This window comes from Bradyrhizobium sp. NBAIM08 (genome assembly GCF_020193935.1).
GTDB classification, from domain to species: domain Bacteria; phylum Pseudomonadota; class Alphaproteobacteria; order Rhizobiales; family Xanthobacteraceae; genus Bradyrhizobium; species Bradyrhizobium yuanmingense.
This window is the reverse complement of record NZ_JADYVR010000016.1, coordinates 1-23,335: the sequence shown is the minus strand read 5'-3', so window position 1 is coordinate 23,335 and position 23,335 is coordinate 1. Positions and strand designations below refer to the sequence as shown.

The following is a 23,335-nucleotide window of genomic DNA, read 5'->3' as shown; positions in this document are numbered from 1 at the left end:
AATTACCTACTTGCAGGCAGTCGAACGATCGCTACCGCAAACACTCTTTGTTGCCGTCAGGCTCGATGGGCTCTGGGAAACCCTCGCCTTACGACTTATACTAGACATTCCCCATTTACTTGCAGCACTTCGTCCAGCGTTCGGGTGCAGAATGACAGATTGCTTTTCCCCATCGGCCGGCACGTTGGCGACCTTGCGCGAGAGCCAATCGCTGTTGCTCAATGTACAAAGCGCATAAGCCTTCAAAGGAAGTAAGAGAAAGATATTGATCGGTGTGTGGAGCGAGAAGCCGAGAAACCGCAGTTCGCGAGCACGAATGGCTGCCACACTGCACCGGACCATTGTCATTGCTGCAATCGTCAATACCGTCCACCAGGGTACAGAGCCTGCCATTAGGAGCTGCGCGAGCGCAGCGAGTGATGAAAAGGCGAGAAGCAACGGGCCGAGATTTTGCCCGATAACGTCTAGCGTCAGATAGCCATCGAGCTCTGGCAGCAGGCGCAATGCGAGGAACGTGTCCCGGAAGGTACTGCGGGCCCAGCGGAGTTGCTGACGTAGATATGGCCCAATGCGGTCCGGGACGACTGTTGCTGCGATCGCGTCCGAGACGTATTCGGTTCGAAAGCCCGCCTTGAGCATGAGGATCGTTAGATGGCGATCCTCGCCGAAATCGCTCGGCTTCCCTCGAAAGAATTGCGCTTCATATTGATCAAGAAGCAAGGCGAGCGCGGAGCGACGATACATGGCACATGGGCCGCAGCAGCACATGACCGCACCGAAACGCGCCTGCGCCGCGCGCTCTTCGTTGCATGCCAACCAGTATTCCATATCGATCAGCCTGGTCAGCCAGGTTTGGCTGCGATTGCTCGCTATCAACTGACCCATGGCCGCACCGATTTGCGGGTCATGCATCTTCAATACCAGCTTCGTGACAACGTCAGCGGCAAGTATCGTATCCGAGTCGACGTTGAGGACCAGGTCACCGGATGAGCTGCGTATCGCAGCGATCTGCGCCTTGCGTTTTCCAACGTTGTTTGCCAGCAAGATGATGCTGAACCTCGGATCGTTCGCATAGATTTTGTGCACAGGCGCGACAAGGTCGCGATTTGCAGATCCGTCGTCGACCACATAAACCTGTAGCTTTCCGGTGTAGTCTTGACTCGCAAGCGACTCCAGACATTCGGCGAGCGTGATTGGATCCTCGTTGAAGCACGGCACGATGACGTCTACACTAGGAAGGACAACCTCCGATCGTCCCAGGTTGTCCTGCAGCGATGAGTTAATCGCCGGTTGAGCATAAAGCGCTTGCGCGCTCTTGTAGATCGTCGAGAGCAGCGCATAAGACGAAACAGCGACAGCACTGGTTGTAGCGAGCAGGTCCATAGGGTGTCAGTTTTTGCTCAGTGAAGTTGAGGGAGTGGATGGATTACAAACCCGCGCCGTTGTAGTGCCGGGATCAGATGTGACAGGGCCATCGTGGTCTGATCGCGCAGCGTGGCATCAGTGCACGGTCGCTCCTCATCAGGAGGATATCCGTCGTGCAGGAGCACAATTGCACCCGGGCGAACGCTCGCGAGTACTGAATTCACAATTCTATCGACCCCGGGGCGGGACCAATCTCTCGGATCGACCGACCAGTGCACAGCTGTGAGACCGGCGCTCGCTGACACAGCGAGCACCTCGTGCGTCCACATGCCGTAAGGTGCTCGCATGTGCCTAGGTGAGGCCTGCGGGCACGCCGAACGGATCGCCTCGCTCGCCGTGAGAACTTCATCGCGTACCTCCGCTGGTCCGCATCTGGAAAGATCCGGATGGGTCATCGTGTGGTTCGCAACCTCGTGACCTTCCGCGATCATTCGTCGAATGAGTTCAGGTTGTTCGGCCGCGTACGTGCCGATCACAAAGAACGTCGCCGGAATCCCATGTTGCGCCAGCACCTCGAGCACCTCTGGCGTGCAAAATGGATTTGGCCCGTCATCGAACGTCAAATAGACGGGGCGACTTCCGGCCACGTCAGCATAGTCGCAACGGACAGCAGATAGGGGGAGATGTTCTTTCACAACTCAGGCCCATTCCGATCGATGACCGTCCCGGCCGGCCACTCGCCTATCGAGCGTCCAACCGGGAAAACCACCACGATCACGTCTTCGATGCGGGTCGGCGACAAATTGGGATAGACATCCGGATGCGTGGAGCGGACGCGAATGCCGGACATGAGGGTGGCGAGCCCCTGCCTTCCGAGCAGTCGGGTCATGTGTTTCTCAAGCGCAGGCCGAACCGTGCCAAAGCCGAATGGAATCCCGAGCTCCTGCAGTGTGGGATACATCACGCGCATTGCGTGGCTGATTCCCAGCCCTTCGAGATCCGGACGCACCGCATACAATCCCAGTTCGGCCACGAGGAGATCGACCCCACCAATCTTGATGAAGCGGCGTAGTAGCCCGAGGTGAGCAGCTATCCCGCGCGCGTCGTAACCAATTACGCGGAGCTCAGGTCTTGCCCCGGCCCAACTTCGGTTGCCCTCAAATGGCTGCGCATTGAACGCACCGGTCGGCCCGTAGCTCTTGCGGAAGAACTCGGCGAGTTCGGCATGATCGGTGAGCCGCAGTTCGTTTTCCCAGCGACGGCTCCACTGCACTTGAGTGCGTGTAGAAGGAGCTTCCGCAGTCCGGGATACGGCAATGTTCATGGCGAGCTTCCTTGTGCCCCAGTGGAATGAAGAGCGGAGATGGTCACTTGAACTCGCTAGTCGCCGAAGCGCTGGTCAACAGTGAAATGCGCTGCTATGACCCGTCGGAGCGCGGCACTCCTCGCCTGCACCGCGCCGTGCGCCTTCGCTCGCGATGAAGATATCGCATGGTTCGCGCTCGTGATCCGGCCAAAGCCCTGCGCGAGATATGCCGAAAGATGCCGACGAGGCGATTGGACTGGCGAGAGCCTGTCTGCACCACGAAGCTTTGCCGCCTCGTCTAGCATCGCTGTCGACGCTTTGGAGGGCAGGTCTTCGATGCGCGGGGCCTCATCGATGGCGCATCGGAACGCCATCAAATCACACTGGTTCTTATCCATCTTCGACACGCCCTGAATGCGGTGGATAGGCGAGCCATTTGCAGAGTCGCCTGAATTACTTGGCATCCGCAATCTGCGCCTGCCGTTATGTCGCGACACTAGAATGCGGCTGAACGCGCTCTCAAGTGTACGCGGGTAAACCTGCAATATGGAAAGGGATGGAACACGCATACCAAGGTTTATCGAGGTCCGCCTGACGTCTCGATCGAGCGAGCTTCGCACAGAGAAGAAGCGACGCGGCTCGCGCGGCGCGCCCATAGCCGCTCTCGAAACACATGCGGCGCCAGCTCGCACGTCCAGGAGTTGTTCTCTGAGTCCGCGTGAACGAGCAGCAGCCATGGTGATATACTCGATTATTTTTTCCAAACTGATGTTTGCTATCCAACATCCCGCTATTTGGTAAAATCGATAGTTCCGATGGAACACATCCACACGATGGATAGACTTACAAGATGCGGTTCAAGGGACTTGATCTAAACCTTCTCGTTGCGCTCGATGCTCTGATGACGGAGCGCAACCTCACAGCGGCGGCGCGCAAAATTAACCTGAGCCAGCCCGCTATGAGCGCTGCCATCGCTCGGCTGCGTACCTATTTCCGCGATGAACTATTTACCATGAGAGGTCGAGAGCTCGTCCCGACACCTGGCGCGGAGGCGCTTGCAGGCCCGGTTCGCGAGGCGCTGCTGCACATCCAACTCTCGATCATATCACGGGACGCGTTCGACCCGACTCAGTCGAGCCGACGCTTCAGGATCATTCTCTCCGATTTCATGACGATCGTCTTTTTGCGCAAGATTGTGGACCGTCTTGCACAGGAAGCTCCCGCGGTGCGCTTCGAATTGCTGCCATTTTCCGATGAACCCGATGAGCTGCTCCGCCGGGGCGAGGTCGACTTTCTCATTCTGCCGGAACTGTTCATGTCGAGCGCGCATCCTAAGGCGACGCTGTTCGACGAGACCCTCGTATGCGTGGGATGCCGCACGAACAAGCAGCTATCGCGGCAACTTACGTTCGAGAAATACATTTCGATGGGCCACGTTACGGCGAAATTCGGACGGGCGCTCAGACCAAACCTCGAAGAATGGTTCTTGCTCGAGCACGGCGTCAAGAGACGCATTGAGATCGTTGTGCAGGGCTTTAGCCTGATTCCGCCCATATTGTTAGATACGCGCCGTATCGGCACAATGCCCTTACGACTCGCCAAACACTTCGAACAGCGGATGCCACTGCGGATCGTCGAACCACCGCTCCCTCTGCCCACATTCACCGAGGCTGTGCAGTGGCCTGCGTTCCACAATACCGACCCGGCAAGCATTTGGATGCGGCGGATATTGCTGGAGGAAGCATCCAACATGGCATCTGGGCCTCAGGAGACTCCAACTCGCAGGCGCTGCTAGAATCATAAGCCGCTCTCGGCAAGTTCCAAATACGCTCCGAACCCTTGGACATGCTCGGCCGCTTTCGTCACTTCAACGTTTCTGGCGCGAAGCGGCCAGAGATGGCGATCGGTTGCGAAGAATTGCCGAGTGCCGAGCGGTGATCTCGCTGGTGAGGTTTGGTGCGCTTGCACCTCAAACCGGCGACGCCCGGCACTATCGCGTCAGAACTCGCCTCCACCAGTGCGACAATGTTTGGCTTGCCCGATAAAATCGCTTGAATCGCACCCCGCGTCAGGTTGTAGGTTGGCCGCCGTGCTAACGCTGCGCTACGCGACCGTCGACTGGGCGGTTTGGTGAACTGACGGCGCTGGCCGGACACTGGGTTGAACTGCCATTAACCAACTGATCGGGTCCTGTTGCGTGGCTCGCTGGAAGCGGCGAGACCGATCAGCTTCGGGACTCCTGACGGTTTCTGGCCGCCGCTGGGTGGCCGGCCGCCTTGCTCTCCATTGTTGCGGTCATTTTACGAGCGTCTTCTCGCGATCGCAGGATGGAAACGAAGTCCATTCGGGCGAGCCAATAGGACCTCTCCAGACGCAGCCGTCACCGCTCGTTGTATGCGCCGCAGTTACGTTCCTGCCGGATAAGAAGACATGCGTTTCAAAGGTCTAGATCTAAATCTTCTCGTCGCGCTGGATGCTCTCATGACTGAGCGCAACCTCAGCGCGGCGGCACGCAAGATTAACCTTAGTCAGCCGGCCATGAGCGCAGCCGTTGCCCGCCTGCGCTCCTATTTCGATGACGAGCTGTTTGGGATGAGGGGGCGGGAACTTGTCCCCACCTCACGCGCGGAAGGACTCGCAGCTCCTGTGCGCGAAGCTCTAACGCGCATTGAGCTCTCAATAATCGCGCGGGACGCGTTCGACCCAGCTCGATCGAACCGGCGATTCAGGATCGGCTTTTCTGATTTTATAACAGTCGTATTCTTTCGAAATATCGTGGAGCGCGTCGCGCGAGAAGCGCCTGCCGTCAGCTTCGAACTCGTGACGCTCACCGATGAGCACGATGAGCTTCTCCGCCGCGGCGAAGTCGATTTTGTTATCTTGCCGGAATTATTCATGTCCAGCGTGCACCCCAGGGCGGCCCTATTCGAGGAGAGACTCGTTTGTGTAGGTTGCTGCACGAACAGCCAACTACTACGGCGGCTTACATTTGATCGGTATATGTCGATGGGCCATGTTGCGGTTAAGCTCGGAGGTGCGCGCAAGACGCTGGTCGAGGAATCCTTTCTACTCGATCTCTGTCTCAATCGGCGGATCGACATTCTCGTGCAGAGCTTCAGCATGATCCCGCCCCTGCTGGTAGGCACGAACCGCATAGGGACGATGCCATTAGGGATTGTAAAGCATTTCCAAAGAACGATCCCCCTTCGGATTGCCGAGCTTCCGCAGCCATTCCCCGCCTTCACTGAGGCGGTCCAATGGCCCGTGCTTCACAATAGCGATCCGGAAAGCCAGTGGATGCGAGAGATATTGTTGCAGGAGGCTACCCGCATGGCAACTGGACAAGAGCCCTCCATCATCTGCACTTCGGAACGACCGGATACTGCCGGAGATTTCGCACGACCCGTCTCGCCGTTGTCGTAAGGACGATCTCAAGATCGTGCGAACCTCACATCCCAACGAATGTCTCAACGCACAATTTAGGCTCGCCTCTCTCGAATTCGTGGTCGCTCTATAAAGATCGTCGCAGGGGACGGCTATGATGACGACGTTGTGTAGGTCTTTCGCACGTTGGCATTAGGCTCGACGTGCGAGCGGCGGCTGGACCGTTGGCCTGCTTTTGGAGACAGGGACGCACGTTGCACCTGGCCGTCGGGCGCACCTGCCTCGATACAGCAGAATCGGCGCCGGGTTGTCGTCGTCAACTCTCCGAATCGGTAGTGGCTCCCGACGAGCGGAGACGGTTCTTTGCGGTTACCGAGTCGTACCACCACGCACAGTGAGCGTGGTGGTCATCGATCATGCACATGACCACGATCTCTTGCGCTGTCGAAGCAAGCATCGCGCACGCGTGTTGCCCTATCGCATCAGCCTGGAGTACATCGCATCTTCGTCGCTCCGTGCCGCGGGTCTGACTTCTTTTGGCCCTATCGCCGCCAAACGTCTTGACGACGTGCGCTGCCATTACGCAATGACAAACAAGGAGCTGACGTTGGAGCAATGCAGCGGCGTGTTCGATCCGGAAGAGCTTTCCGTCCTGGGAAGCCTTTATGATAGTGCGGTCACCGCGCTACCCCCATCGATGCGAAATCCGGAAAATCGCAAAGCAATCGCCAAACTCATCTTGGAGCGTACGGCGGCCGGCGATGCTCAACTGGCATGCCTGACGAGCTTGTTGACCGCCATTTCCCCTCAGGGTTGATCCCCCGCCATTCTGAGGATAGTCACCACTCTCGCGCTGGAATGGAAGACGATCCAGCTAGAGCTTTGAAATAACTTGAATCACACGTGACGTAAGGTTGTAGGCTTTGAAATTGAACAACATGAGCAAAGCTACACCACGAAGGCGTCGATGGCGCATTGGCGAACTTGCAGAGGCGACCGGAGTAACGGTACGCACGCTGCATCATTATGAACATACGGGACTCCTAGCAGCCTCAGAGCGTACTGACGGCGGCCACCGGATGTACGACCGCGAAAGTGTTCAACGGGTTCACCAGATTCGGGCGCTACGTGAGCTTGGCTTCTCCCTTGTCGAGATCCGCAAAGCTATGGAGGGCACGACCTCACTCACCGACCTGCTGCGCAAGCATCTAGAGCGCATAGAACTTCAGGTAGCTCGGGCAACTCTGTTGCGAGATCGCCTGCGCAACATGACCATCGACAGTGAGATCCAGGTAAGTGTGGATGACCTGCCAGCTACCTTGAATGCCATGTCGCGGGTCGAGACGCGTAGTCAGAAATCCCGATGCACCTGCAAGCTAGCTGCAGATCGCGAGGAGCGGTGGCGGCAGATCCGCGACGACCTGCGTGATTGTATGGATCGGGGCGAGCCCCCTTGCGGCGATCGAGCAAAAGCTGTCGCAGTTGCAGCCCGCCTGCTGATCAGCGAAATCGCCGGCGCCGATTCACGCGTTTCGATGATCCTGAAGGTACTTGCACGATTAAGCGCCCCCCGCAGTCTGGCTGGTTGGGATCCCTGCCTCATGCAATATCTCGATCTCGCCCTTGGCGGGTTGGAGGATCAGCCGTACTTTGGCTGATCGGCGGCTCTGATGCTGGCCGACAGTTTTACGGGTTCGAGCGGACAGATCGTCATGGCCTCGCCGATCCGGGGCTCCCTGACGCCTTGATCGAGACTCCCTTCAAACGGGGCTTGAACCGCACGTAACGTCAAATTGTAGGCTCTTACGTGGTCGCAATCTGGCCGACCTGACGCACGCTTCGCTTGGCTGGCGGCCTCGACCTGCAGGCACGTCTGATCACAGCTGTTGGCGGTTCACTTTAGGTGAGCATTGGGAGCTCTACAATGTTAAATGGGCATTACGCTTCTGCTGCGAGTGCAGCGCTTCTCTTCTGCGCCCTCGCCTCGGCTGCGCGCGGCTCCGAAGTCAAGATTGCCGTGGCTGGCCCAATGAGCGGAAGCAGCGCTGCGTTCGGCTTGCAAATGCGCGATGGTGCGGCTGCGGCGGTCGAGGCGCTGAACGCTTCGGGCCTACTTCCCGATACCAGGGTGGTTATGAGTGTCGCCGACGACGCCTGCGACCCGAAGCAAGCCGTCGCAGTCGCGAATAAGCTCACAACAGAGCGGGTACGGTTGGTCATTGGTCATTTTTGTTCCTCTTCGTCGATCCCGGCCTCCGACATCTATGCCGAAGCAGGCATCGTTCAGGTCTCCCCTGGCTCGACAAATCCTCAGCTAACAGAACGAGGCCTTCAGACCGTCTTTCGGATCTGCGGCCGCGACGACCAACAGGGCACCGCTGCCGCTGAGTACATTCACAGGAACTACCCTAACGCCAAGATCGCAGTGCTCGACGACAAGAGCACCGCAGGCAAGGGTATTGCCGACGTGGTTGAGGCACAGCTTCAGAGGTTCGGTGAACAAGTCATTCGGCAAAGCTACGTAGCCGGCGAAAAGGATTACAGGGCCCTGGTCTCAAGAATGAAGAAGGATGGGGTGCGCGTCGTCTATATCGGCGGCTATCATACCGAAATCGGCTTGTTTGTACGCCAGGCATCAGAGGCAGGAGCGGGCCTCGTCGTCATGGCGAACGATCCGTTGATGACCTCTGAATTCTGGGCCATTACCAGCACCGCTGGAAATGGCACGTTGTTTACCTTCATGCCGGATCCCGCCAGGAATGCCAATGCGGCCGGCGTGGTAGCCGGACTCAAAGCTTCCAACCTGTCCGCTGAAGGCTACACGCTTTACGCCTATGCTGCCGTGCAAGCATGGGCAGAGGCGGTGAACCGGACCGGCTCGCTCAATGCTGCGCGCGTCGCCAGCGCACTTCGTTCACGGGCGATCGATACCGTGATTGGGCCAGTGCGGTTCGATACAAAGGGAGATAATGCGGTTCCTGGTTTTCTGGTTTACCGCTGGCGCGACGGCCGTGTTGAAACTGTCGAGCAGAACTGATTGGCGTCAACGCCGCCTCCCCAAACCCAAAGTGACACGGATGATGAGACGCCCTCAGGACGTTGGAGCAGCGATACTCGCAAGCTCTCTTATTATTGCAGCTTTCGTAGCGTTCGTCGCGTTCGCTGCAGCCCTCGCAGAGCTACCTGATGTCGACCTGAACGAGACGCTGCGTCCGACCATAGACAAATAGTAGCCTGTCGCGCTGATCCGGCTCGCGGGCACATGACCTCTGAAGCGGCCATCTACAATGGTGCTAGGTTAGGTGGCATGGACATTTCTGCGGCCAAGCGTTGGGGCAGGCGAAGAAGAGGAGAACGCGAAGCTAACGGTGCTTCTGGTCGAGCACATGCTCGGTGAGGAGGCGCTTCGCCACCTCTTTTCAAAGTAACTGCCGGACCGCCATCTACGCATTCTCGTGACCCAATCACACGTGCAACCTCAGATCCACGCACCCAAAGAGAAACGCCCTAAGCCGTCAAATGAGGAACAACACCTCTTTGAGCGCGACGGCATGAAGCAACCAGGGCTCGCCGTCCCGGCCCATAATCGGAGATTGATCGAGTGAAGAGTGGCCTTCCTTCAAGACTAAGGTGCGGCATTTTCGACCATTTGGATGACGACGGTCGAGATGCCGCACGACAATATGAAGATCGTCTCAAGCTGGCGGAGACCTGTGATTCTCTGGGCTTCTACGCTTATCACCTGGCCGAACACCATTGCACACCTCATGGCAGAGGGCCCTCGCCGAACCTGTTTCTATCAAGCCTGGCGCAGCGCACCCGGCAATTGCGCTTTGGTCCGCTCGTCCTGTTGCTCAACCTTTATCACCCATTGCGCGCATTCGAAGAGATCTGCATGCTTGACCAGTTGAGCGGCGGCAGGCTCGAGCTCGGGATCGGCCGCGGCTCCCAGCCGATTGAATGGGGCTATTTCGGCATCAGTGCAGAAACCGCACCAGGCCGTTATACTGAAGCCAGCGAAATCCTGAATATTGCACTGAAGGGACATACGCTATCCTATCAGGGACACCACTTTGAGCTGAGCGAAATACCCTTAACCTTGAGGACTCATCAACGTCCATATCCGCCGACCTGGATCGCCAGCAATCGGGCCGAGTCGGCGCAGTGGGCCGCTGCAAATGGCGCCAATCTGGCGTGCATAGGCCCCGCCTCTGTTGTCCGGAAAGTTACGGAGGCCTACCGCTCCCAACGCGGCCACAATACAACCGCACATGGCCGCGAGCCATTTCTCGGCCTCGCCCGCATGGTCGTAATTGCTAAGTCTGACCAGGACGCTCATGCGGCGGCCAAAACTGCGTATGGACGATGGCTGGAGAGCTTCAAGTTTCTTTACGACCTGAACGCCATTCCGACGCCGCCCGCCCTTCCGCTGACCTTCGATGCAGCACTTGAGAGCGAATTGTGTGTCGTTGGAACGCCAGCTTCCGTCCGGCAGCTTCTTCTTCAGCAGATGGAAGAGGCAGGTGCCAACTACTTGCTTTGCCAGCTTGCATTTGGAAACCTTCCGCTGGAGGTCTCCCTGTACACGGCAACCGCAATCAAAGCTGAAATTCTCGATAGCTTTGGTGGCTAATGTCTACATTGGGGAATCATATGCTTGGCAAAGGAGACCGGCGCACTGAGGTTGTTCGAATCTGGTTGCGATTTTGGTTGTCGTTTGCCCTTTGCGCGAAGGCGATCGTCAGCCTCAATGGCAACGATCAAGCATTCACTTTTTCTGACTGCGCTTCTTCTTACTTCGGCACATGAAACTCTGCTTTCGAAGAGAATTCTTCGTTGTGAGCGCGCTTTACGCAATGGACTGTCTGCATGGGCGAACTGGCGGCGGTGCCGTCTACGTCGGCAACGGCAAGATTGTCGGGGTCGATGTTGGAAACCTTCGCTATAGTGGTACCTACATCGAGCAGGCGGCCGCATAAAGGGGACTGTCACTTATATGCGCCAACCGGCGGCACGCATGTAATTGGCGCTCAAGTACCGGCAGACAACAGATGGAGCCTGACGCTCGATTGGCCTGCCAACTTCTCAGATGGGAAGCCACAGGCGCTCATGGTTGAGGTAGTCCGGTACACGTTATACTGGAGAAAATCGGCGATATCTGACCCGCCTGGCGCTTCTATTTGGGAGCGAGCTTTGGCTAGGGAGTGTTTGCGAGCCTTTATCAACTCATCCGCAGGCGGACGCTCTTCGTCCGCTTCGATCTCGCGGGCCTTTTCAATGAAGGCCAGCGATTGCTCGGGGTCATCCTGCATCTGCGGGAGGCCGGAGCTGGTGGATAGTCGCCGTCGAGATTGCACGGCCTTCTCTTCTTACGCGCATCGGTGGAGTTTTTGTGGAACCCTCGTGACATCTGGAGTCCAATCTAGCCGTATTCGCTGCGATTTTTTGTCTTCTCTATCATGGCCGGTCATCAACGAATCAGCAGGCTCGCCTAAAGGCCCTCAAACTCACTGAACCAAGACTGCGGGAAAACACTAAATAACCCATTTTCGATGTACGCGATGAGATTACTCGTGTACGCGATCCACGAACTGGATGCGTCCCATCAACACTTTCGATTTTACCAATTTCAGCCAAATACCCATAAGTCGATCGCCGGTTTCCGGAAAGCACATTTCACGAATGTCGTGTGACCATGGATCCCTCTTGCTTTCAGCATAATCGCAGGCCGATTCAAGCTTCTCGTGGCTGCATCCCTAACGACACCCATCAATCTTTGGAATCGAGACGCGTGCGGCGCAAATCCAGTCGGATGGCCAATCGCAACGTCTGGCGCGCAACGTATCGCGCTGTCGCCTCCCCCTTTGCAATCTTACTAAGGCGCTCCAAGAAGATCGGCTCTCGCGCACACTGCTTGGCCAAAGTAAATGCGTGCGCTGCATAGAATTCGGGCAGTCGAACTGCCCTCTACACCGGTGCGGGCGGGACTTTCCGCCCTGACCAGGCGGGCAGCGTCGACAATCCGCCGCTGTCGCGGCCTTCAGGCAAAGCAGTGCGATCAGCTATCTGACCAGGCTAAGTGCAAGCGACATATCCTCCGGCCAGGACGATGCACTGATGTCGATCGGCGTGATGAGACCAGTCTGGCGATCTTGCTGCCCACGCCCATACGTCGTGTGATCGCGGATTCTCACTCCGCTCGCATGCACAGTACTCGTCGGCGGGCCGCCCCCACATCCACTGCTTACAGACTGACGCCACCCTATCTCATTCTATGCGCCGGCGCTCTTCGACCATATCCCGACGCGGTTATCCCTCGTCTGGCGAGGCCTCCGGTTACGTCTAGATCGCTATGTCAGGCGGCAAGCAATCCCGCAGCAGTTCGGGCCTCGCTTCTCGACTTGCCGTCATCAGCGGTGTCCCCGCTAGCTGGAGTCACTGCCACGGCCCAACGCGCTGGACCGGCTCGACGATCCAATCAAATGACGGGCCATCTACAAGCAGTTCGCAGCGCTCTATACCGTCGATTCCGCCTTTGCGGTCGTTTCGCGGCACATGCCTGCCATCCCCTGCCTTCGGCGACCGTGCGTGCGCACCTTGCCTTGTGCAGCAGCCATTTGTTCTATCGCCGTCTGCCACAACCGTTAATCAGCCTGCTGCCTGCATTTAACCACTTTGGAGCAACACCGTGGAACTTGACCCTTCCAATTCACGCGCAGAGGACCTTGAGGAACGCATCGACCTGCAACTCGACATCGTGGCCGCCCTCATAGGCGAAGAAGGCAACGAGCTCGAAGCGATCCGACTGCTGAACGCACTCACAAACCAAATGATTACGGCGGAAGTGGAGCTCGGCCAGCTAGGCGATACCAGTACCGGGGGCCGCGCCAGCGACCAGCGAACGACGCGACTGTCGCGAGACCGTGGCGTTTACTACCCAGAAGACCTTCAGGTTTTGGGACGCCTTCTCGATCAGGCCGTGGCAGCATTACCGGCAGTGCTTCGAACTCCCGCCAATCAACTGAAGATCGCGAAACTAATACTGTCACGTTCAGCAGCAGCCGACTGAACTTTTCATTTGCCTTTTTCTGCGGTTGATGGCGCGCTTATCGAACGTCCCTGGGCTGACTGCTGCGGCCGTACGTACCGGGGATCGACGACTTGGCGTCTATGCGCACACCGTCCCGTAAGCGCGCCGGTTCCGCTGGCTTTTCCATATCGCAACTGTTCGCCACCATGCTCGAAAGCTGGAGCCTGCACCGAGAGCAGGAGACCACGCGCAGGGCGGAGCAAAGGACGACGGGCCCCGGACACGTATCAGAAAGCAAACAAGCAGTGCTCGGAAAACGCCACACGCTTCCAGAAACGCTTCTTAGCTTGAGACTGCGAATGGAGCGGAACGATCCATTTTCATTGTGGCTTTAGTCGTGATTGGCATGGCGCCGATTTTCCGATTGCAGGAAGAGCCGCAGTTATTGACCGATGCCGAGCAACAAGAGCACTGCGGTAACGAAGTCGCGCGACGCGTGCTCGTTTCAGCCGCTTCAGAATTATTCGAATTGCGCCTGGCAATACGACTGCGGGGTCATCGGAACTTCAACAAACATCTATAGATTCATTGAAGCACCGAGAGCAGCTCGATGTCCGAGCGTCCTGCTGCTCTGATGTCTTACTTGCTGGGACAAGCCACAGGCTCTCGGTTAGTTTTTGCCAAAGTACCTCCTTGTATCAGGACGTCGTGGAGTGTTGAGATGGATCAGTTCTTACCGGAGCAAGTGCAGATGACAGATGCTATCGTGAGCGTCGCATTTGATAAGGCCTGGCGCTTTGTTGAGAAGGATCCGTTGCTGGCGCATAATCTCAAGACGGTCCTCCACAGCCGGTTGCGCACTTTCCTTGAGTCTTCGATAAGGAAAGGCGAACGGAATACTTTAAATCTGGCAAACGAGGCGATACGCAGCTTGCGGGCTGAACTGGCGCCGTCGACGGAGCAATAAGGCGCTTGAACCTCTACTGCCATATAAGTTCGCCTTCGTTAAGGCTCTTGGGGACCTTATGCGGCGGGAAAACAACCGGGGCAGAGCGTGCTCGAGCTGACCTTCCTCCACTCACGTTCAGCCCCGCTGAAGACGAGCACGTTCGCGACGACTGTTGCCTATGCAGCTCTTCTAGTGACCCCAGACCAGTAACCTGGAACCCAGAGCAAGTCGGCGACGGGACGGAACAGCCGCGCTAATATTCGCTCGCGCCAGGAAACGCCCTAGCGTTTTCTCTCCTGACCTTGGCTCGGCACGAGCTTGCTCAACTTCAAGCGAGAGCCTCGTCAGGCACAGCCGCATCGGCTTCTTGGCATCGTCGATCGAGGTCTTAGCAGAGGAAAATCGTGCTGCACTTATGATAGGTCGGGAGCCAAAGCGATCCAGGCCTGTGATCGATCATCGCCGCATCGCCCATGACTGCAAGCGGCAGCACGGCCCTCCTGCCGGAAGAATGAGCTTTTGCGCGCCCGAGACGTCTTCGATCAGCGGTCTTCATTTGCCGAACTCTCTGAACAGCGAGCATGCACGGGACGTGTTGGCGCAGACTGGCCTTGTCGCTAGTTAGCGAGAGGGAACGAAACACCTCGCAGCATTGCGTCCCATCACAAGCCATCACGAACGGCTCGTATTCAAAGAAGCATCTGCGCGAAGCGACCACTGTCAGGCCGCAGCATTTCGGCCGAGGCAGTGCATGGCAAGTTGCGCGCGCCACAATCTGACGCGGCGTGCGATTTGACCCTTTTCTTTCGAGGACATGTTGTGCGGCAGTTACAGCAATTCGCGATCATGTTGTTAAACGCACGGCGCTGGGGGCACCGAAAGGAACGACACTCGAATGAAGAATTTTCTGATTCTGACCGCAAGCATCGGCGCACTCAGTGCGGCCGCTCCCGCATTCGGCACGGACCTCGCCGGGCAGCCCGTCCAGGTCAAGGCGCCACCGCTCCGGGTCGCAGCCCCGATTATCGATTGGTCCGGCTACTATATCGGTGTCAATGGCGGCTGGGGAACGAGCCGCAACTGCTGGGATTTCAATGGAGTCACTCCCGAGGGTTGCCATAATTCGACTGGCGGTACCGTTGGCGGCCAGATTGGTTATCGTTGGCACATCTTCAACATGGTCTACGGGATCGAAGGCCAGGGCAATTGGGCCGACTTCAGCGGCTCCAATGTCAGCGCCGCCTTCCCAGCAAACACCATTGGCACCAAGACAGATGCGTTCGGTCTGCTCACCGGCCATATTGGCTACACGTTCAATGCCGTGCTGCTGTACGCCAAGGGCGGTGCTGCGGTGACCAGCAACACCTATCACTTGAACTCGGTGGCTACTGGCACCGAGATTGTAGACAATGATGTGCGTTGGGGTGGCGCGCTGGGCGCCGGTGCCGAAGTCAGCCTCGCGCCCAGCTGGTCAGCTGGCGTCGAGTATACCCACTTGTTCATGCAGCGCAGCAACGTAAGCTTCCCAGCGGCCGTTGCGGCCGATCGCGTCCACCAGGACGTCGATCTCATCACGGCACGGCTCAATTACAAGTTCGGCCCTGGGTTTGCCAAATAGTGATCTCGACGCGGTTGCGTGAATCGGGAGCCCCGACCGCGGTCGGGGTTCTTTCTTCACACGCTCCTACCCCTTCCGAAGCACCAGGTCCGAGTTCGTCTAAGCAGGGATCACCGGCTGGATGGAACGACGCCGCCTGACCTCAACACTGGCGGACGAGGTCCGTCGATTCAACATCTGATGGCACTTTCGGCGAAGCCGCAAATACAACACTCCTTGAGGCAAGTCCGAAACCTCTCGCCGCGTGAGGTTGCGGAGCTCCATAAGCATCGATTAACCTGCCAGAAGCTGAAGCAAGATTTAGCACTTGGTGCTCGTTCCGTTCGACTGATGAATTCGAAGAAGATTGAGGCGAATTGCTATAGTGACCGCCTGAATCCGGCTGGTCGCACCGAGCTTTCGCATCGCATTTTTGATATGAAAATTGACTGTATTCTCGCTGATGTTCATGATCTTCCCCATTTCCCAAGACAATTTCCCCCTTGCGAGCCACCTCAAGCAACTGATTTCCCGCTGCGATAGTGCAACGTTTCTTTCGCAATCATTATCGCGGGGCATCGATTAACCTGCCAGAAGCTGAAGCAAGATTGGCGCTTGGTGCTCGTTCCATTCGACTGATGAATTCAAAGAAGATTGAGGCGAACCGCCATAAGGACCGCTTGAATCCGGCTGGTCGCGCCCAGCTTTCGCATCGCATTTTTGATATGAAAATTGACTGTATTCTCGCTGATATTCAGGATCTTCCCAATTTCCCATGACGATTTCCCCTCTCCCACCCACCGCAAGCAATTGATCTCCCGCTGCGATAGTGCAATTTTTCTTTCGCAATCATTATCGCAGGGACGAGCGATGTCGCCATAGGCGGTGTGAAACTGCGACGCCAGCGCGTTGAGATGACCGATGTGATCCTGAGGATCAGCATCGTCGGACGCAGATGCAAACGACACCACGGATACCCGACCCAACGGGCCAAACAATGGCACGCTCATGCCATGCTTCAGGCCCGCCTCTCTCGCCTCGTCCAATACGCGTCTCTCGTCCGGTTGAAGTTGATAGCGGTCGGCGAGTTGGTCCCACAAAAACGGCCGCGATTGCATCGGCGTCCTCCGGATCACCGGATCGATAGTATGGTACTTGTGTTTGAAGTATCGGTCGCACCAGTCCGGCGGCCACTTCACAGCCACAGCCGGAGGTGGATACTCCGCCAGCCGAAGTGGCTCGACGAAGTTGAGAGCGCCGAAAGCGACTTCACTGAACCCTTCCTTGGTAGAACAGCTTACAAGAAGCTCGAACAACGCTCTGAGCGAATGCGTCTGTTTCGCGCATTCGGTGAAGCTAAAGAGATCCGTGATGGGCGCCTCAGAACCTCGATCAAGCTCCCTGTCATTGTGTTCGATTGCGCTTGTTTCAGGCGGAGCCAAATTCAAATCCATGACCTGAACCCTTTGGTTTGTTCTTCGTGAAGTCTGAGCGCCACACCCTGCGTCAGATGCCATTCCCGGATTCGTGCCCTGCCGCTGGCTGCGCCGGCATGATCGTCCCGTCAAACAGCCGAGATACCGCCATCATCCCTGGTCCGAGGCTGAACGGCACGGCGCAATCGAAGCGCCGTTGCACAGGCAAAGTGATTGGTCGAGCTCGCCGATAGCGTACTGGCGAAATCGGAGATCACCGGGCGGTCGTCCGTGTTGATGGCCTGGCGGTGATAGAAAGCCCGATGGCCCTGACGACTCAGCTGGCGAGACGAACCAAACAGCACGAGCGGTCACAGGCCCAGCTCTGTTTAGATTGGATGGCGAGAAACCATGGTCCTGTCCGAAAGACGGTTCGCTTTGTCTCGAGGCCAAGCACGAGGACATGCTGGGCACTAAACTCCGCGATACAGGTAAGGTAGAGCACGCCCATGCGGTTGGCGGTGCCGGACTCGACTTGCGCGTTGTAGGTATCGATTCTCTGCTTGCCGACGAAGACAACAGGAGCGTCATTTTTCTTCCCAATCTTGCGAATTGCCATCGCTAACCGTTGGCTGATGCTCCGCCCTATGACGGCGTCGGGGACGCGATCGATGAGCAACACGGAACAGCCGAAGCCATACTCCTCGCATCATCTCCCGGCGTCTCAGCGGGTCCGTCCGGCAGGTCCGGCGCAAATGAGTCGAAGGGGCAGAAAATGGCCACGTCAAAGACGCAATGGGAGATACTCGCAGTCGCGAGACCCGCTTGATGCAGAGGACACTTTGCATGCGCATCTCCAGAAGGGAGAGGACCCCGGATCGGATCGCACCAGTCCAGCAAGTGTCATACCAACTGCTGATTTCGCGAAAATCACCGCCGGGACAAGGGCTTGAAAGGCGGCCGGTTGGTCGCAAGGTAAGTGCATTGAAGCAATCATGACATTGGGAGGCAAAGGCGACAGCGCCATTTGCGCGAGCCGCAGCACGAGTAGGGGCCAGGAGATCTTTATCAGTATTCTGAAAAGGTGCGCCAATCTCGTTATCGGCTCGCGCATCGACTAAGTCTGCAAGCCATCTTAGTCCAAGTTCGGAGAAAGTTGGGTTAAGTCCGTCCTTGCAGCGCGCTGCTAATGGAGATTGTCAGGGAAGATGTGCTGAGCGCCAGAAAGTTGCAGTCAATTCGAAATGGGCAAGGATGCGGAGGCGCGGCAATGCGCCCCCTCCGCCACGAAGCTGCCACCATCGCGCCGCCCCTATGAAATCAAGCACGCCGAGAGAGTCATCCTTCACCGGTTCTCCGATGAGTTCGACGCCGTTTTACAACAGGAATGGCGCTTGCTGCCGCAATGGTGAGTCGACGCGGTCGTTCTTCGATCCCATCTCCATCTGAAACACGCCGAGACCCTCTCACGCGGTCTCGCTAAAGGCTGCTGATAGAGTCAGGCGGTTTGGGGGCGTGAAGTATTGACATTTGCCGCAAACGTTTCAACAGCGAACTGAAGGCGATGATCGCCACAGATCATATACTGACGTACGTAGCCGTCGCTGTGCTTGATTGTTGCTGCCAACCGTCTTGCGGGGAGTCGTCATCAGCTCTCATTCGCGGAAGATGAGCTTCAGACCCGATCGGCTTATGAAGCACAAACTTTCTCGATCCAGTGTGAATGGGCTGGAATGCCAGGGTGCGATCCCGCCGTCTAATGATCCCGTGCAAGATCTCCGAGCTGGCTTCTGCCTAGATGGCCTCCAGGCCGCCGCGCGAGAACGATTCCTTGTGACGGGATAATCGACGCTTCACCAGGCGGGCTATGTGAAACAGTGAGAGCTGCTGCTGGTGCACCGGATTGATCGCGAGGCCAATGAGGGGCAACTGCAATTGTGCGCGCTCTGCCGGTTCCGCTAGCCGCAAAGGCGATATCAAAAAACAAAAGACATCAAGCGCTGAAGTAATATTGCAGATAGTGTCACGTGTGAGGTTTCTGGCCGGGCTCGCGTTCGCTATAAGCAGGACCTGCAAGTTGTTGTGAGTTGGCGAGCTGCATTGGAGCCGGAACGAGACGCCGCCGAACCAAGGCGCACCCGACGCACTTTGCCGGGTGTGAAAGTGCGCCGGGCTCGCCCCAACATCATCAGTACATCCGTGATGATGCTCGCGGCAATGAGACAAGTAGCGTGGCGGAATTGAGGCTCATTGCGTTTTGTACTTGAACTTCGACAATGTTTTTCGTGAGCTGATCCAAAGGACTTGAATCGCACGCAGCGTCACATTGTACGATCGCGAACTTGGCGCTCTTCATCCAGCAAGCAACGTATTTTCCGTGACACGCCGGCCTTGGACGGGAGGCACCGGTCGAATGCTGCGAGCATGCACATCGATTTTTCCACGAAAAGCCAGTTTGAACGTCTCGGGACAGCCTGCCCGCTCTTGATGATGCCTTTAGATCCCTGTCTTCGTCACAAAACGGCTGCATGTCAGGGAGTACAGAAGCGACGCGCCCTCGGATGAATGATTGACACTGCACACAGCCTAGTCGGAGGACGTCTAGCCGCTTGGGCCGTACTCGTAAGACACGTTCATTCTACCCACAAGACTCCAGATAATCGCCAAGGAGCGACGCTCACTCCCACTGCCGGCCCTAAGGTGGGTTGGCAGCGACATCGAGAGCGGGATCAATCTCAAGAACAGTTAGGCGCGTTTGACATAACGCAAAGACACAAGAGAGGGCACCGGTCAGTTTCACGCTGTTTGCGCATGGGAAAGTTAAGCCTTGCAGACCTCCCTCATAAACAAGTATTGCGATGCTCGCCTGCCTTGGTACACCATCTACCCAACCGTACCGGATTTCTCCGCGATGGTCGGTCCCAAGATTTGTGAGACATGGTTGAGGCGGCTGCCGCCGAACGAACCCGTATCGCTCTACCTCCACGTTCCGTTCTGTCGCTCGATCTGCTGGTATTGCGGCTTCCCTACAGGCCTCACTCGCAGCGAGCGTCCGATCCGCAATTATTTGGCGGCGGTGCGGGATGAAATACGCTTGGTCGCAGAGCAAGCGCCGCCCGCTCTGCCGGTGAGCGACGTGCATTTCGGCGGCGGGACGCCGACCACCATTGCGCCGACTGATCTCCTGGGCTTGATGGAACTCCTGCGTCGCTGCTTCGCGTTCAGCAAATCAGCTACCATCGCCATAGAAATCGACCCGCGTGCGTTCACGGCCGAGATGGCCGAAACGTTAGAAGCGGCGGGGATCAGTCGCGCGAGCATAGGCGTGCAAAGCTTCGACCCCGTGGTTCAAAGGGCGGTCAACCGCGTCCAGAGTGAGGTGCAGACGGCTTCTGTCGTCGAAAGCCTTCGCCAGCATGGGATAAGGCGCATCAATTTCGACCTTCTCTTCGGACTGCCACATCAGACGGTGCGGTCCTGCGTGGACTCCGCGCGGACGGCCCTGGCCATGCGGCCAGACCGGCTTGCGGTTTTCGGCTATGCTCACGTCCCCTCCTATATGAAACGTCAGCGCCAGATCGATGAGACGGCGCTGCCGGATAATGTCGCCCGCGCCGAGCAAGCCGCGGCTATTGCAGATACGCTGGTCTCGGCCGGCTACCGCCTGATCGGGCTCGACCATTTCGCCCTGCCCAACGACGAGCTGGCGCTGGCGCAGAAAGCCGGTCAGCTGCGCCGCAACTCCCTGGGTTATTCAGCTGATACCTGCAAAACCGTAATCGGCTTAGGTCCGTCAGCCATCGGCCGTCTGCGTGACGGTTACGTCCAGAACGAGAGCGCAACCGCTTCCTATGGCCAACACATTCAGGCTGGTCGTCTGGCAACCTCAAAAGGCTACTGTCTCTCCCCCGAAGATCGGCTCCGCGCCGCAATTATCGAGCGTCTGATGTGCGATTTGCAGGCCGACGTACCAGCGATCTGTGCTGCTCACGGATTTGATCCGATTCCTCTTCTCAATTCGGCCGACCGGCTGGGAATGCTTGCCGAAGACGGGATAGTGGACATTGAAGAGGGATTCATTCGGGTCAAGCAGGAACACCGGTTTGTCATTCGTGCTGTTGCTGCCGCATTCGACACTTATCTCGACCGTACCCCCTATTAACTAAGCCGCGCATGTGAGCAGATCCCAAAGATCTAAGCTTTTCTCGACGTAATGATCTGAAGAGGCACCTCCGGCAGACAGGCCAGATTTCGAGGATGCAGCGGCGGTGTCATGACAACAATCTTTCAGATATGGCCTCAAACCGGGAGGGCTGACTAAAAGGAAGCTGATTTGAAGGAGAAGCGCAGCGGATTCCGCCGTTCAGGGCCACGGCTCGATCATGCCGAAAGGGCTCTGCCCCACCTCTCCTTGAGTGCTCTTGATAATGGTGACTGCCTCAGCGCGACGTGCCGTTGGAGACGCCGGCGTCCGCACCGGCTTCGGGAATTTTACGGCTGGAGGCAGCTTTGCGAAGCTATGGTCCACCTCCTCGAGCACAGTTGGACACTCGACCACGCCCGCAGCGTCTCAGACTCAAGGCTCGGCTGTCTTCGGTCCGGCAATCACTGGCGCGCCTCCGACGGAAACAGGTCCATGTGGTTTGGACCGCCCGAAGCGTTTCCTGGCGACGCTCGAAACAGCCCGGGGTGGCGACAAAGGAGGCTCGGAAGCAGCAGAAGGGACAGGTGTTGAACTCTGCAGCGCATCGATCCGCGAAGTCAGCATGGTGATCTGATCCAGGATCCCTTTGAGGACATCCCGCTGGGCATCGATCTGGCGGTTGAGTTCTGCGATCTCATCGCCAGCTTTCTGCTGTGCCCAATTTATCTCGAATAGGGATGCCCTGTCCTCCAGTGACAGGCTCATTGTTGAAGCGACATCCCTGCTTTCCGGCGTCTCGACAGGCTCTTCAAGGTTAGCCCAAAGCCAGGCGCCAGCAGCACACGAGCCGACGAGGACAAGCGGGAGCACCAAGACCGGGAGAATCCGTCTTGACGGCCCGTGCAAGAGCGGGCGCAAGTCTGAAGCGGCCGCATGTTCAATCAAGTCCATTGTTTCTCGCTCAAGATCCCATTCCAGCAGGCTTATTTTGTCGACGCGATCGCCCGCGATGCTCCCGCGCTCCAGGAGCTGCCAGCGTCGACAATAATCAATCTTGGCGAGCTTCCCGATCGGCTGCGCCTGCTCCTATGAAACGCTCCTTCTTGAGCAACGCAAGGCGACAATTTGCGCGCGTTCTCCATGATAGCGCCACCAGCGAGCAATGGTTCTCGTCTTCGTCGGCGATGGCGCAGCATTTTCTCATCATTCAGAAGAACCTTGCAGATCGTCTTTTCTTGCCCCGGCACGAATGCAAACCGTCCACTGATCCGGCAGTGTGTTCGATGGACTCCCGCCTCACGCCTTGCCTGACCAGCAACTTCATCTGGGACGGGCCACGTAAGCGCAACGGCTGATCGGCCGAGCCGCAATGGCCGATTGGACTGGCAACCATTGCACCTGATCAACTACCAGTTCCGGCAGGTTGTTCGAGATGACGGGCACGTGCCAAGCGTGACCAACGAACGCCGCGCACATCAAGGATTCGGATGCAAGATAAGTTTTGCCGCGCTGACGGCAACCAGCAACTGCTCGCCGATATCCGCCAGAGCTGCTCGATGGCTGATTCGTCCGGTCTCCTGGGCCATCACGTTGGATGTTGTGGTGTGGTTGCCGCGCGCGCAAATTCAAAGGCTCTTCGGCCTTCAAGCCCGCCGATTGTCTCGTGTTTCGCTGACAACGATACCAATGAAGCGCTTCGTGAAGCCACGCCTCTTGCACGGCGAGCCTTGCTTTCGGGTAGCTGCCGTTTGGCTCAGAAAGCCGCCTTCGATGCAGATGCGCGCCACCGCCTGACTCACAGTGAGCAAGGTGGACGTTCGCAATATTCTGGTGGCCAGGACAGCAAGCCCCGCGCGCTCGTCGTCAGCATATGCCGAGCCAGCGCTCTCCGCTGGCTCTCGGCGCACCGACGTCATGCACAAGCAAAGTTTCGGACCAGATCATCATCGCGCCGCGAGCTGAGAGGTTCAGGAAGCCTGAGTGGCTCTGTTCGGATAGATCGCGTTCTGGCTCGTCCCCAGAGCTGGCTCCGGAAATCTGGACAGGGCGGTAAGTGGAGTTTCTGCCTGACGGCGGGCAAGATTGTCCCGCGAATCAGGAGAGACGATGAGCAGACGAGCCCGCCGGCAACACGCACCGGCATTC

22 protein-coding genes are annotated in these 23,335 nt (G+C 57.5%); 13 read left to right on the top strand and 9 right to left on the bottom strand.

Annotation, left to right across the window (positions count from 1 at the left end; genetic code table 11):
• Positions 1 to 6: 6 nt before the first annotated feature.
• The 4 genes from nodC to I6F37_RS34070 are packed head-to-tail and all read right to left on the bottom strand — an operon-like array spanning position 7 to position 3,069.
• On the bottom strand, positions 7 to 1,383 hold the full coding sequence (nodC, locus tag I6F37_RS34085) for a chitooligosaccharide synthase NodC (RefSeq protein ID WP_225129688.1): 1,377 nt from the start codon (positions 1,381 to 1,383) through the stop codon (positions 7 to 9).
• Between the two features lie 17 nt (positions 1,384 to 1,400).
• Positions 1,401 to 2,012, bottom strand: a complete 612-nt coding sequence (gene nodB / locus I6F37_RS34080) for a chitooligosaccharide deacetylase NodB (protein WP_225129818.1) — start codon at positions 2,010 to 2,012, stop codon at positions 1,401 to 1,403.
• 44 nt (positions 2,013 to 2,056) lie between these two features.
• A complete protein-coding gene (locus tag I6F37_RS34075; RefSeq protein WP_225129690.1) occupies positions 2,057 to 2,689 on the bottom strand; it encodes a NodA family N-acyltransferase in 633 nt (210 codons plus the stop codon).
• Positions 2,690 to 2,745: 56 nt separating this feature from the next.
• The gene (locus I6F37_RS34070; RefSeq protein WP_225129692.1) at positions 2,746 to 3,069 is read right to left on the bottom strand and encodes a hypothetical protein; all 324 of its coding nucleotides are present in this window, start codon (positions 3,067 to 3,069) and stop codon (positions 2,746 to 2,748) included.
• Positions 3,070 to 3,521: 452 nt separating this feature from the next.
• Between I6F37_RS34070 and nodD1 the strand changes: the two genes are divergently transcribed.
• The 6 genes from nodD1 (at position 3,522) to I6F37_RS34040 (ending at position 10,688) form a co-directional block, all read left to right on the top strand.
• On the top strand, positions 3,522 to 4,466 hold the full coding sequence (gene nodD1 / locus I6F37_RS34065; protein ID WP_225129694.1) for a transcriptional regulator NodD1: 945 nt from the start codon (positions 3,522 to 3,524) through the stop codon (positions 4,464 to 4,466).
• Between the two features lie 635 nt (positions 4,467 to 5,101).
• On the top strand, positions 5,102 to 6,094 hold the full coding sequence (locus I6F37_RS34060; protein WP_225129696.1) for a LysR family transcriptional regulator: 993 nt from the start codon (positions 5,102 to 5,104) through the stop codon (positions 6,092 to 6,094).
• Positions 6,095 to 6,455: 361 nt separating this feature from the next.
• Positions 6,456 to 6,872 carry a hypothetical protein gene (locus tag I6F37_RS34055; RefSeq protein ID WP_225129698.1) on the top strand — a complete coding sequence of 139 codons (417 nt, stop codon included), beginning with the start codon at positions 6,456 to 6,458 and terminating at the stop codon, positions 6,870 to 6,872.
• Positions 6,873 to 6,993: 121 nt separating this feature from the next.
• Positions 6,994 to 7,713: a MerR family transcriptional regulator gene (locus tag I6F37_RS34050; protein ID WP_225129819.1), complete on the top strand. Its 720-nt coding sequence runs from the start codon at positions 6,994 to 6,996 to the stop codon at positions 7,711 to 7,713.
• A gap of 266 nt (positions 7,714 to 7,979) precedes the next feature.
• A complete protein-coding gene (locus I6F37_RS34045; protein WP_225129700.1) occupies positions 7,980 to 9,092 on the top strand; it encodes a branched-chain amino acid ABC transporter substrate-binding protein in 1,113 nt (370 codons plus the stop codon).
• A 564-nt stretch (positions 9,093 to 9,656) separates the two neighbouring features.
• Complete coding sequence (locus tag I6F37_RS34040) at positions 9,657 to 10,688, top strand: LLM class flavin-dependent oxidoreductase (protein WP_225129702.1); 1,032 nt, start codon at positions 9,657 to 9,659, stop codon at positions 10,686 to 10,688.
• A 397-nt stretch (positions 10,689 to 11,085) separates the two neighbouring features.
• Here I6F37_RS34040 and I6F37_RS34035 read toward each other — a convergent pair whose 3' ends face one another.
• Positions 11,086 to 11,367 carry a hypothetical protein gene (locus tag I6F37_RS34035; protein WP_225129704.1) on the bottom strand — a complete coding sequence of 94 codons (282 nt, stop codon included), beginning with the start codon at positions 11,365 to 11,367 and terminating at the stop codon, positions 11,086 to 11,088.
• Positions 11,368 to 12,743: 1,376 nt separating this feature from the next.
• Between I6F37_RS34035 and I6F37_RS34030 the strand changes: the two genes are divergently transcribed.
• The 3 genes from I6F37_RS34030 (at position 12,744) to I6F37_RS34020 (ending at position 15,652) form a co-directional block, all read left to right on the top strand.
• Positions 12,744 to 13,124 (top strand): NolY, encoded by a 381-nt coding sequence (locus I6F37_RS34030; protein WP_225129706.1) that lies wholly within the window; start codon positions 12,744 to 12,746, stop codon positions 13,122 to 13,124.
• A gap of 682 nt (positions 13,125 to 13,806) precedes the next feature.
• Positions 13,807 to 14,052: a hypothetical protein gene (locus tag I6F37_RS34025; protein WP_225129708.1), complete on the top strand. Its 246-nt coding sequence runs from the start codon at positions 13,807 to 13,809 to the stop codon at positions 14,050 to 14,052.
• 877 nt (positions 14,053 to 14,929) lie between these two features.
• On the top strand, positions 14,930 to 15,652 hold the full coding sequence (locus I6F37_RS34020; RefSeq protein ID WP_225129710.1) for an outer membrane protein: 723 nt from the start codon (positions 14,930 to 14,932) through the stop codon (positions 15,650 to 15,652).
• A 300-nt stretch (positions 15,653 to 15,952) separates the two neighbouring features.
• On the opposite strand, the gene I6F37_RS34015 is transcribed toward I6F37_RS34020, so the two are convergent.
• The 3 genes from I6F37_RS34015 to I6F37_RS34005 form a co-directional block, all read right to left on the bottom strand.
• On the bottom strand, positions 15,953 to 16,210 hold the full coding sequence (locus I6F37_RS34015) for a response regulator transcription factor (RefSeq protein ID WP_225129711.1): 258 nt from the start codon (positions 16,208 to 16,210) through the stop codon (positions 15,953 to 15,955).
• Positions 16,211 to 16,275: 65 nt separating this feature from the next.
• Positions 16,276 to 17,085, bottom strand: coding sequence for a LuxR family transcriptional regulator (locus tag I6F37_RS34010; RefSeq protein WP_225129713.1), 810 nt, complete (start codon positions 17,083 to 17,085; stop codon positions 16,276 to 16,278).
• Positions 17,086 to 17,383: 298 nt separating this feature from the next.
• Positions 17,384 to 17,728 (bottom strand): hypothetical protein, encoded by a 345-nt coding sequence (locus tag I6F37_RS34005; RefSeq protein WP_225129714.1) that lies wholly within the window; start codon positions 17,726 to 17,728, stop codon positions 17,384 to 17,386.
• Positions 17,729 to 18,290: 562 nt separating this feature from the next.
• On the opposite strand from I6F37_RS34005, the gene I6F37_RS34000 reads away from it, so the two are divergent.
• Positions 18,291 to 18,458, top strand: coding sequence for a hypothetical protein (locus tag I6F37_RS34000; protein WP_225129716.1), 168 nt, complete (start codon positions 18,291 to 18,293; stop codon positions 18,456 to 18,458).
• Between the two features lie 1,415 nt (positions 18,459 to 19,873).
• Positions 19,874 to 21,208 carry an oxygen-independent coproporphyrinogen III oxidase gene (gene hemN, locus I6F37_RS33995; RefSeq protein WP_225129718.1) on the top strand — a complete coding sequence of 445 codons (1,335 nt, stop codon included), beginning with the start codon at positions 19,874 to 19,876 and terminating at the stop codon, positions 21,206 to 21,208.
• Positions 21,209 to 21,622: 414 nt separating this feature from the next.
• Here hemN and I6F37_RS33990 read toward each other — a convergent pair whose 3' ends face one another.
• Positions 21,623 to 21,955, bottom strand: coding sequence for a hypothetical protein (locus I6F37_RS33990; protein WP_225129721.1), 333 nt, complete (start codon positions 21,953 to 21,955; stop codon positions 21,623 to 21,625).
• A gap of 168 nt (positions 21,956 to 22,123) precedes the next feature.
• Between I6F37_RS33990 and I6F37_RS33985 the strand changes: the two genes are divergently transcribed.
• Together I6F37_RS33985 and I6F37_RS33980 are read left to right on the top strand one after the other, a co-directional pair.
• Positions 22,124 to 22,282 carry a hypothetical protein gene (locus tag I6F37_RS33985; RefSeq protein ID WP_225129722.1) on the top strand — a complete coding sequence of 53 codons (159 nt, stop codon included), beginning with the start codon at positions 22,124 to 22,126 and terminating at the stop codon, positions 22,280 to 22,282.
• A 300-nt stretch (positions 22,283 to 22,582) separates the two neighbouring features.
• Positions 22,583 to 22,984: a hypothetical protein gene (locus tag I6F37_RS33980; RefSeq protein ID WP_225129724.1), complete on the top strand. Its 402-nt coding sequence runs from the start codon at positions 22,583 to 22,585 to the stop codon at positions 22,982 to 22,984.
• Positions 22,985 to 23,335 lie beyond the last annotated feature (351 nt).

Bases quoted from the DNA above. Each gene is read 5' to 3' on its own strand.
- nodC (WP_225129688.1), bottom strand. From the start codon at position 1,383: ATGGACCTGCTCGCTACAACCAGTGCTGTCGCTGTTTCGTCTTATGCG.
- I6F37_RS34075 (WP_225129690.1), bottom strand. From the start codon at position 2,689: ATGAACATTGCCGTATCCCGGACTGCGGAAGCTCCTTCTACACGCACT.
- I6F37_RS34070 (WP_225129692.1), bottom strand. From the start codon at position 3,069: ATGGATAAGAACCAGTGTGATTTGATGGCGTTCCGATGCGCCATCGAT.
- nodD1 (WP_225129694.1), top strand. From the start codon at position 3,522: ATGCGGTTCAAGGGACTTGATCTAAACCTTCTCGTTGCGCTCGATGCT.
- I6F37_RS34060 (WP_225129696.1), top strand. From the start codon at position 5,102: ATGCGTTTCAAAGGTCTAGATCTAAATCTTCTCGTCGCGCTGGATGCT.
- I6F37_RS34050 (WP_225129819.1), top strand. From the start codon at position 6,994: ATGAGCAAAGCTACACCACGAAGGCGTCGATGGCGCATTGGCGAACTT.
- I6F37_RS34045 (WP_225129700.1), top strand. From the start codon at position 7,980: ATGTTAAATGGGCATTACGCTTCTGCTGCGAGTGCAGCGCTTCTCTTC.
- I6F37_RS34035 (WP_225129704.1), bottom strand. From the start codon at position 11,367: ATGCAGGATGACCCCGAGCAATCGCTGGCCTTCATTGAAAAGGCCCGC.
- I6F37_RS34025 (WP_225129708.1), top strand. From the start codon at position 13,807: ATGGATCAGTTCTTACCGGAGCAAGTGCAGATGACAGATGCTATCGTG.
- I6F37_RS34020 (WP_225129710.1), top strand. From the start codon at position 14,930: ATGAAGAATTTTCTGATTCTGACCGCAAGCATCGGCGCACTCAGTGCG.
- I6F37_RS34015 (WP_225129711.1), bottom strand. From the start codon at position 16,210: ATGCCCCGCGATAATGATTGCGAAAGAAACGTTGCACTATCGCAGCGG.
- I6F37_RS34010 (WP_225129713.1), bottom strand. From the start codon at position 17,085: ATGGATTTGAATTTGGCTCCGCCTGAAACAAGCGCAATCGAACACAAT.
- I6F37_RS34000 (WP_225129716.1), top strand. From the start codon at position 18,291: ATGGGCAAGGATGCGGAGGCGCGGCAATGCGCCCCCTCCGCCACGAAG.
- I6F37_RS33990 (WP_225129721.1), bottom strand. From the start codon at position 21,955: ATGAGCCTGTCACTGGAGGACAGGGCATCCCTATTCGAGATAAATTGG.
- I6F37_RS33985 (WP_225129722.1), top strand. From the start codon at position 22,124: ATGTTCAATCAAGTCCATTGTTTCTCGCTCAAGATCCCATTCCAGCAG.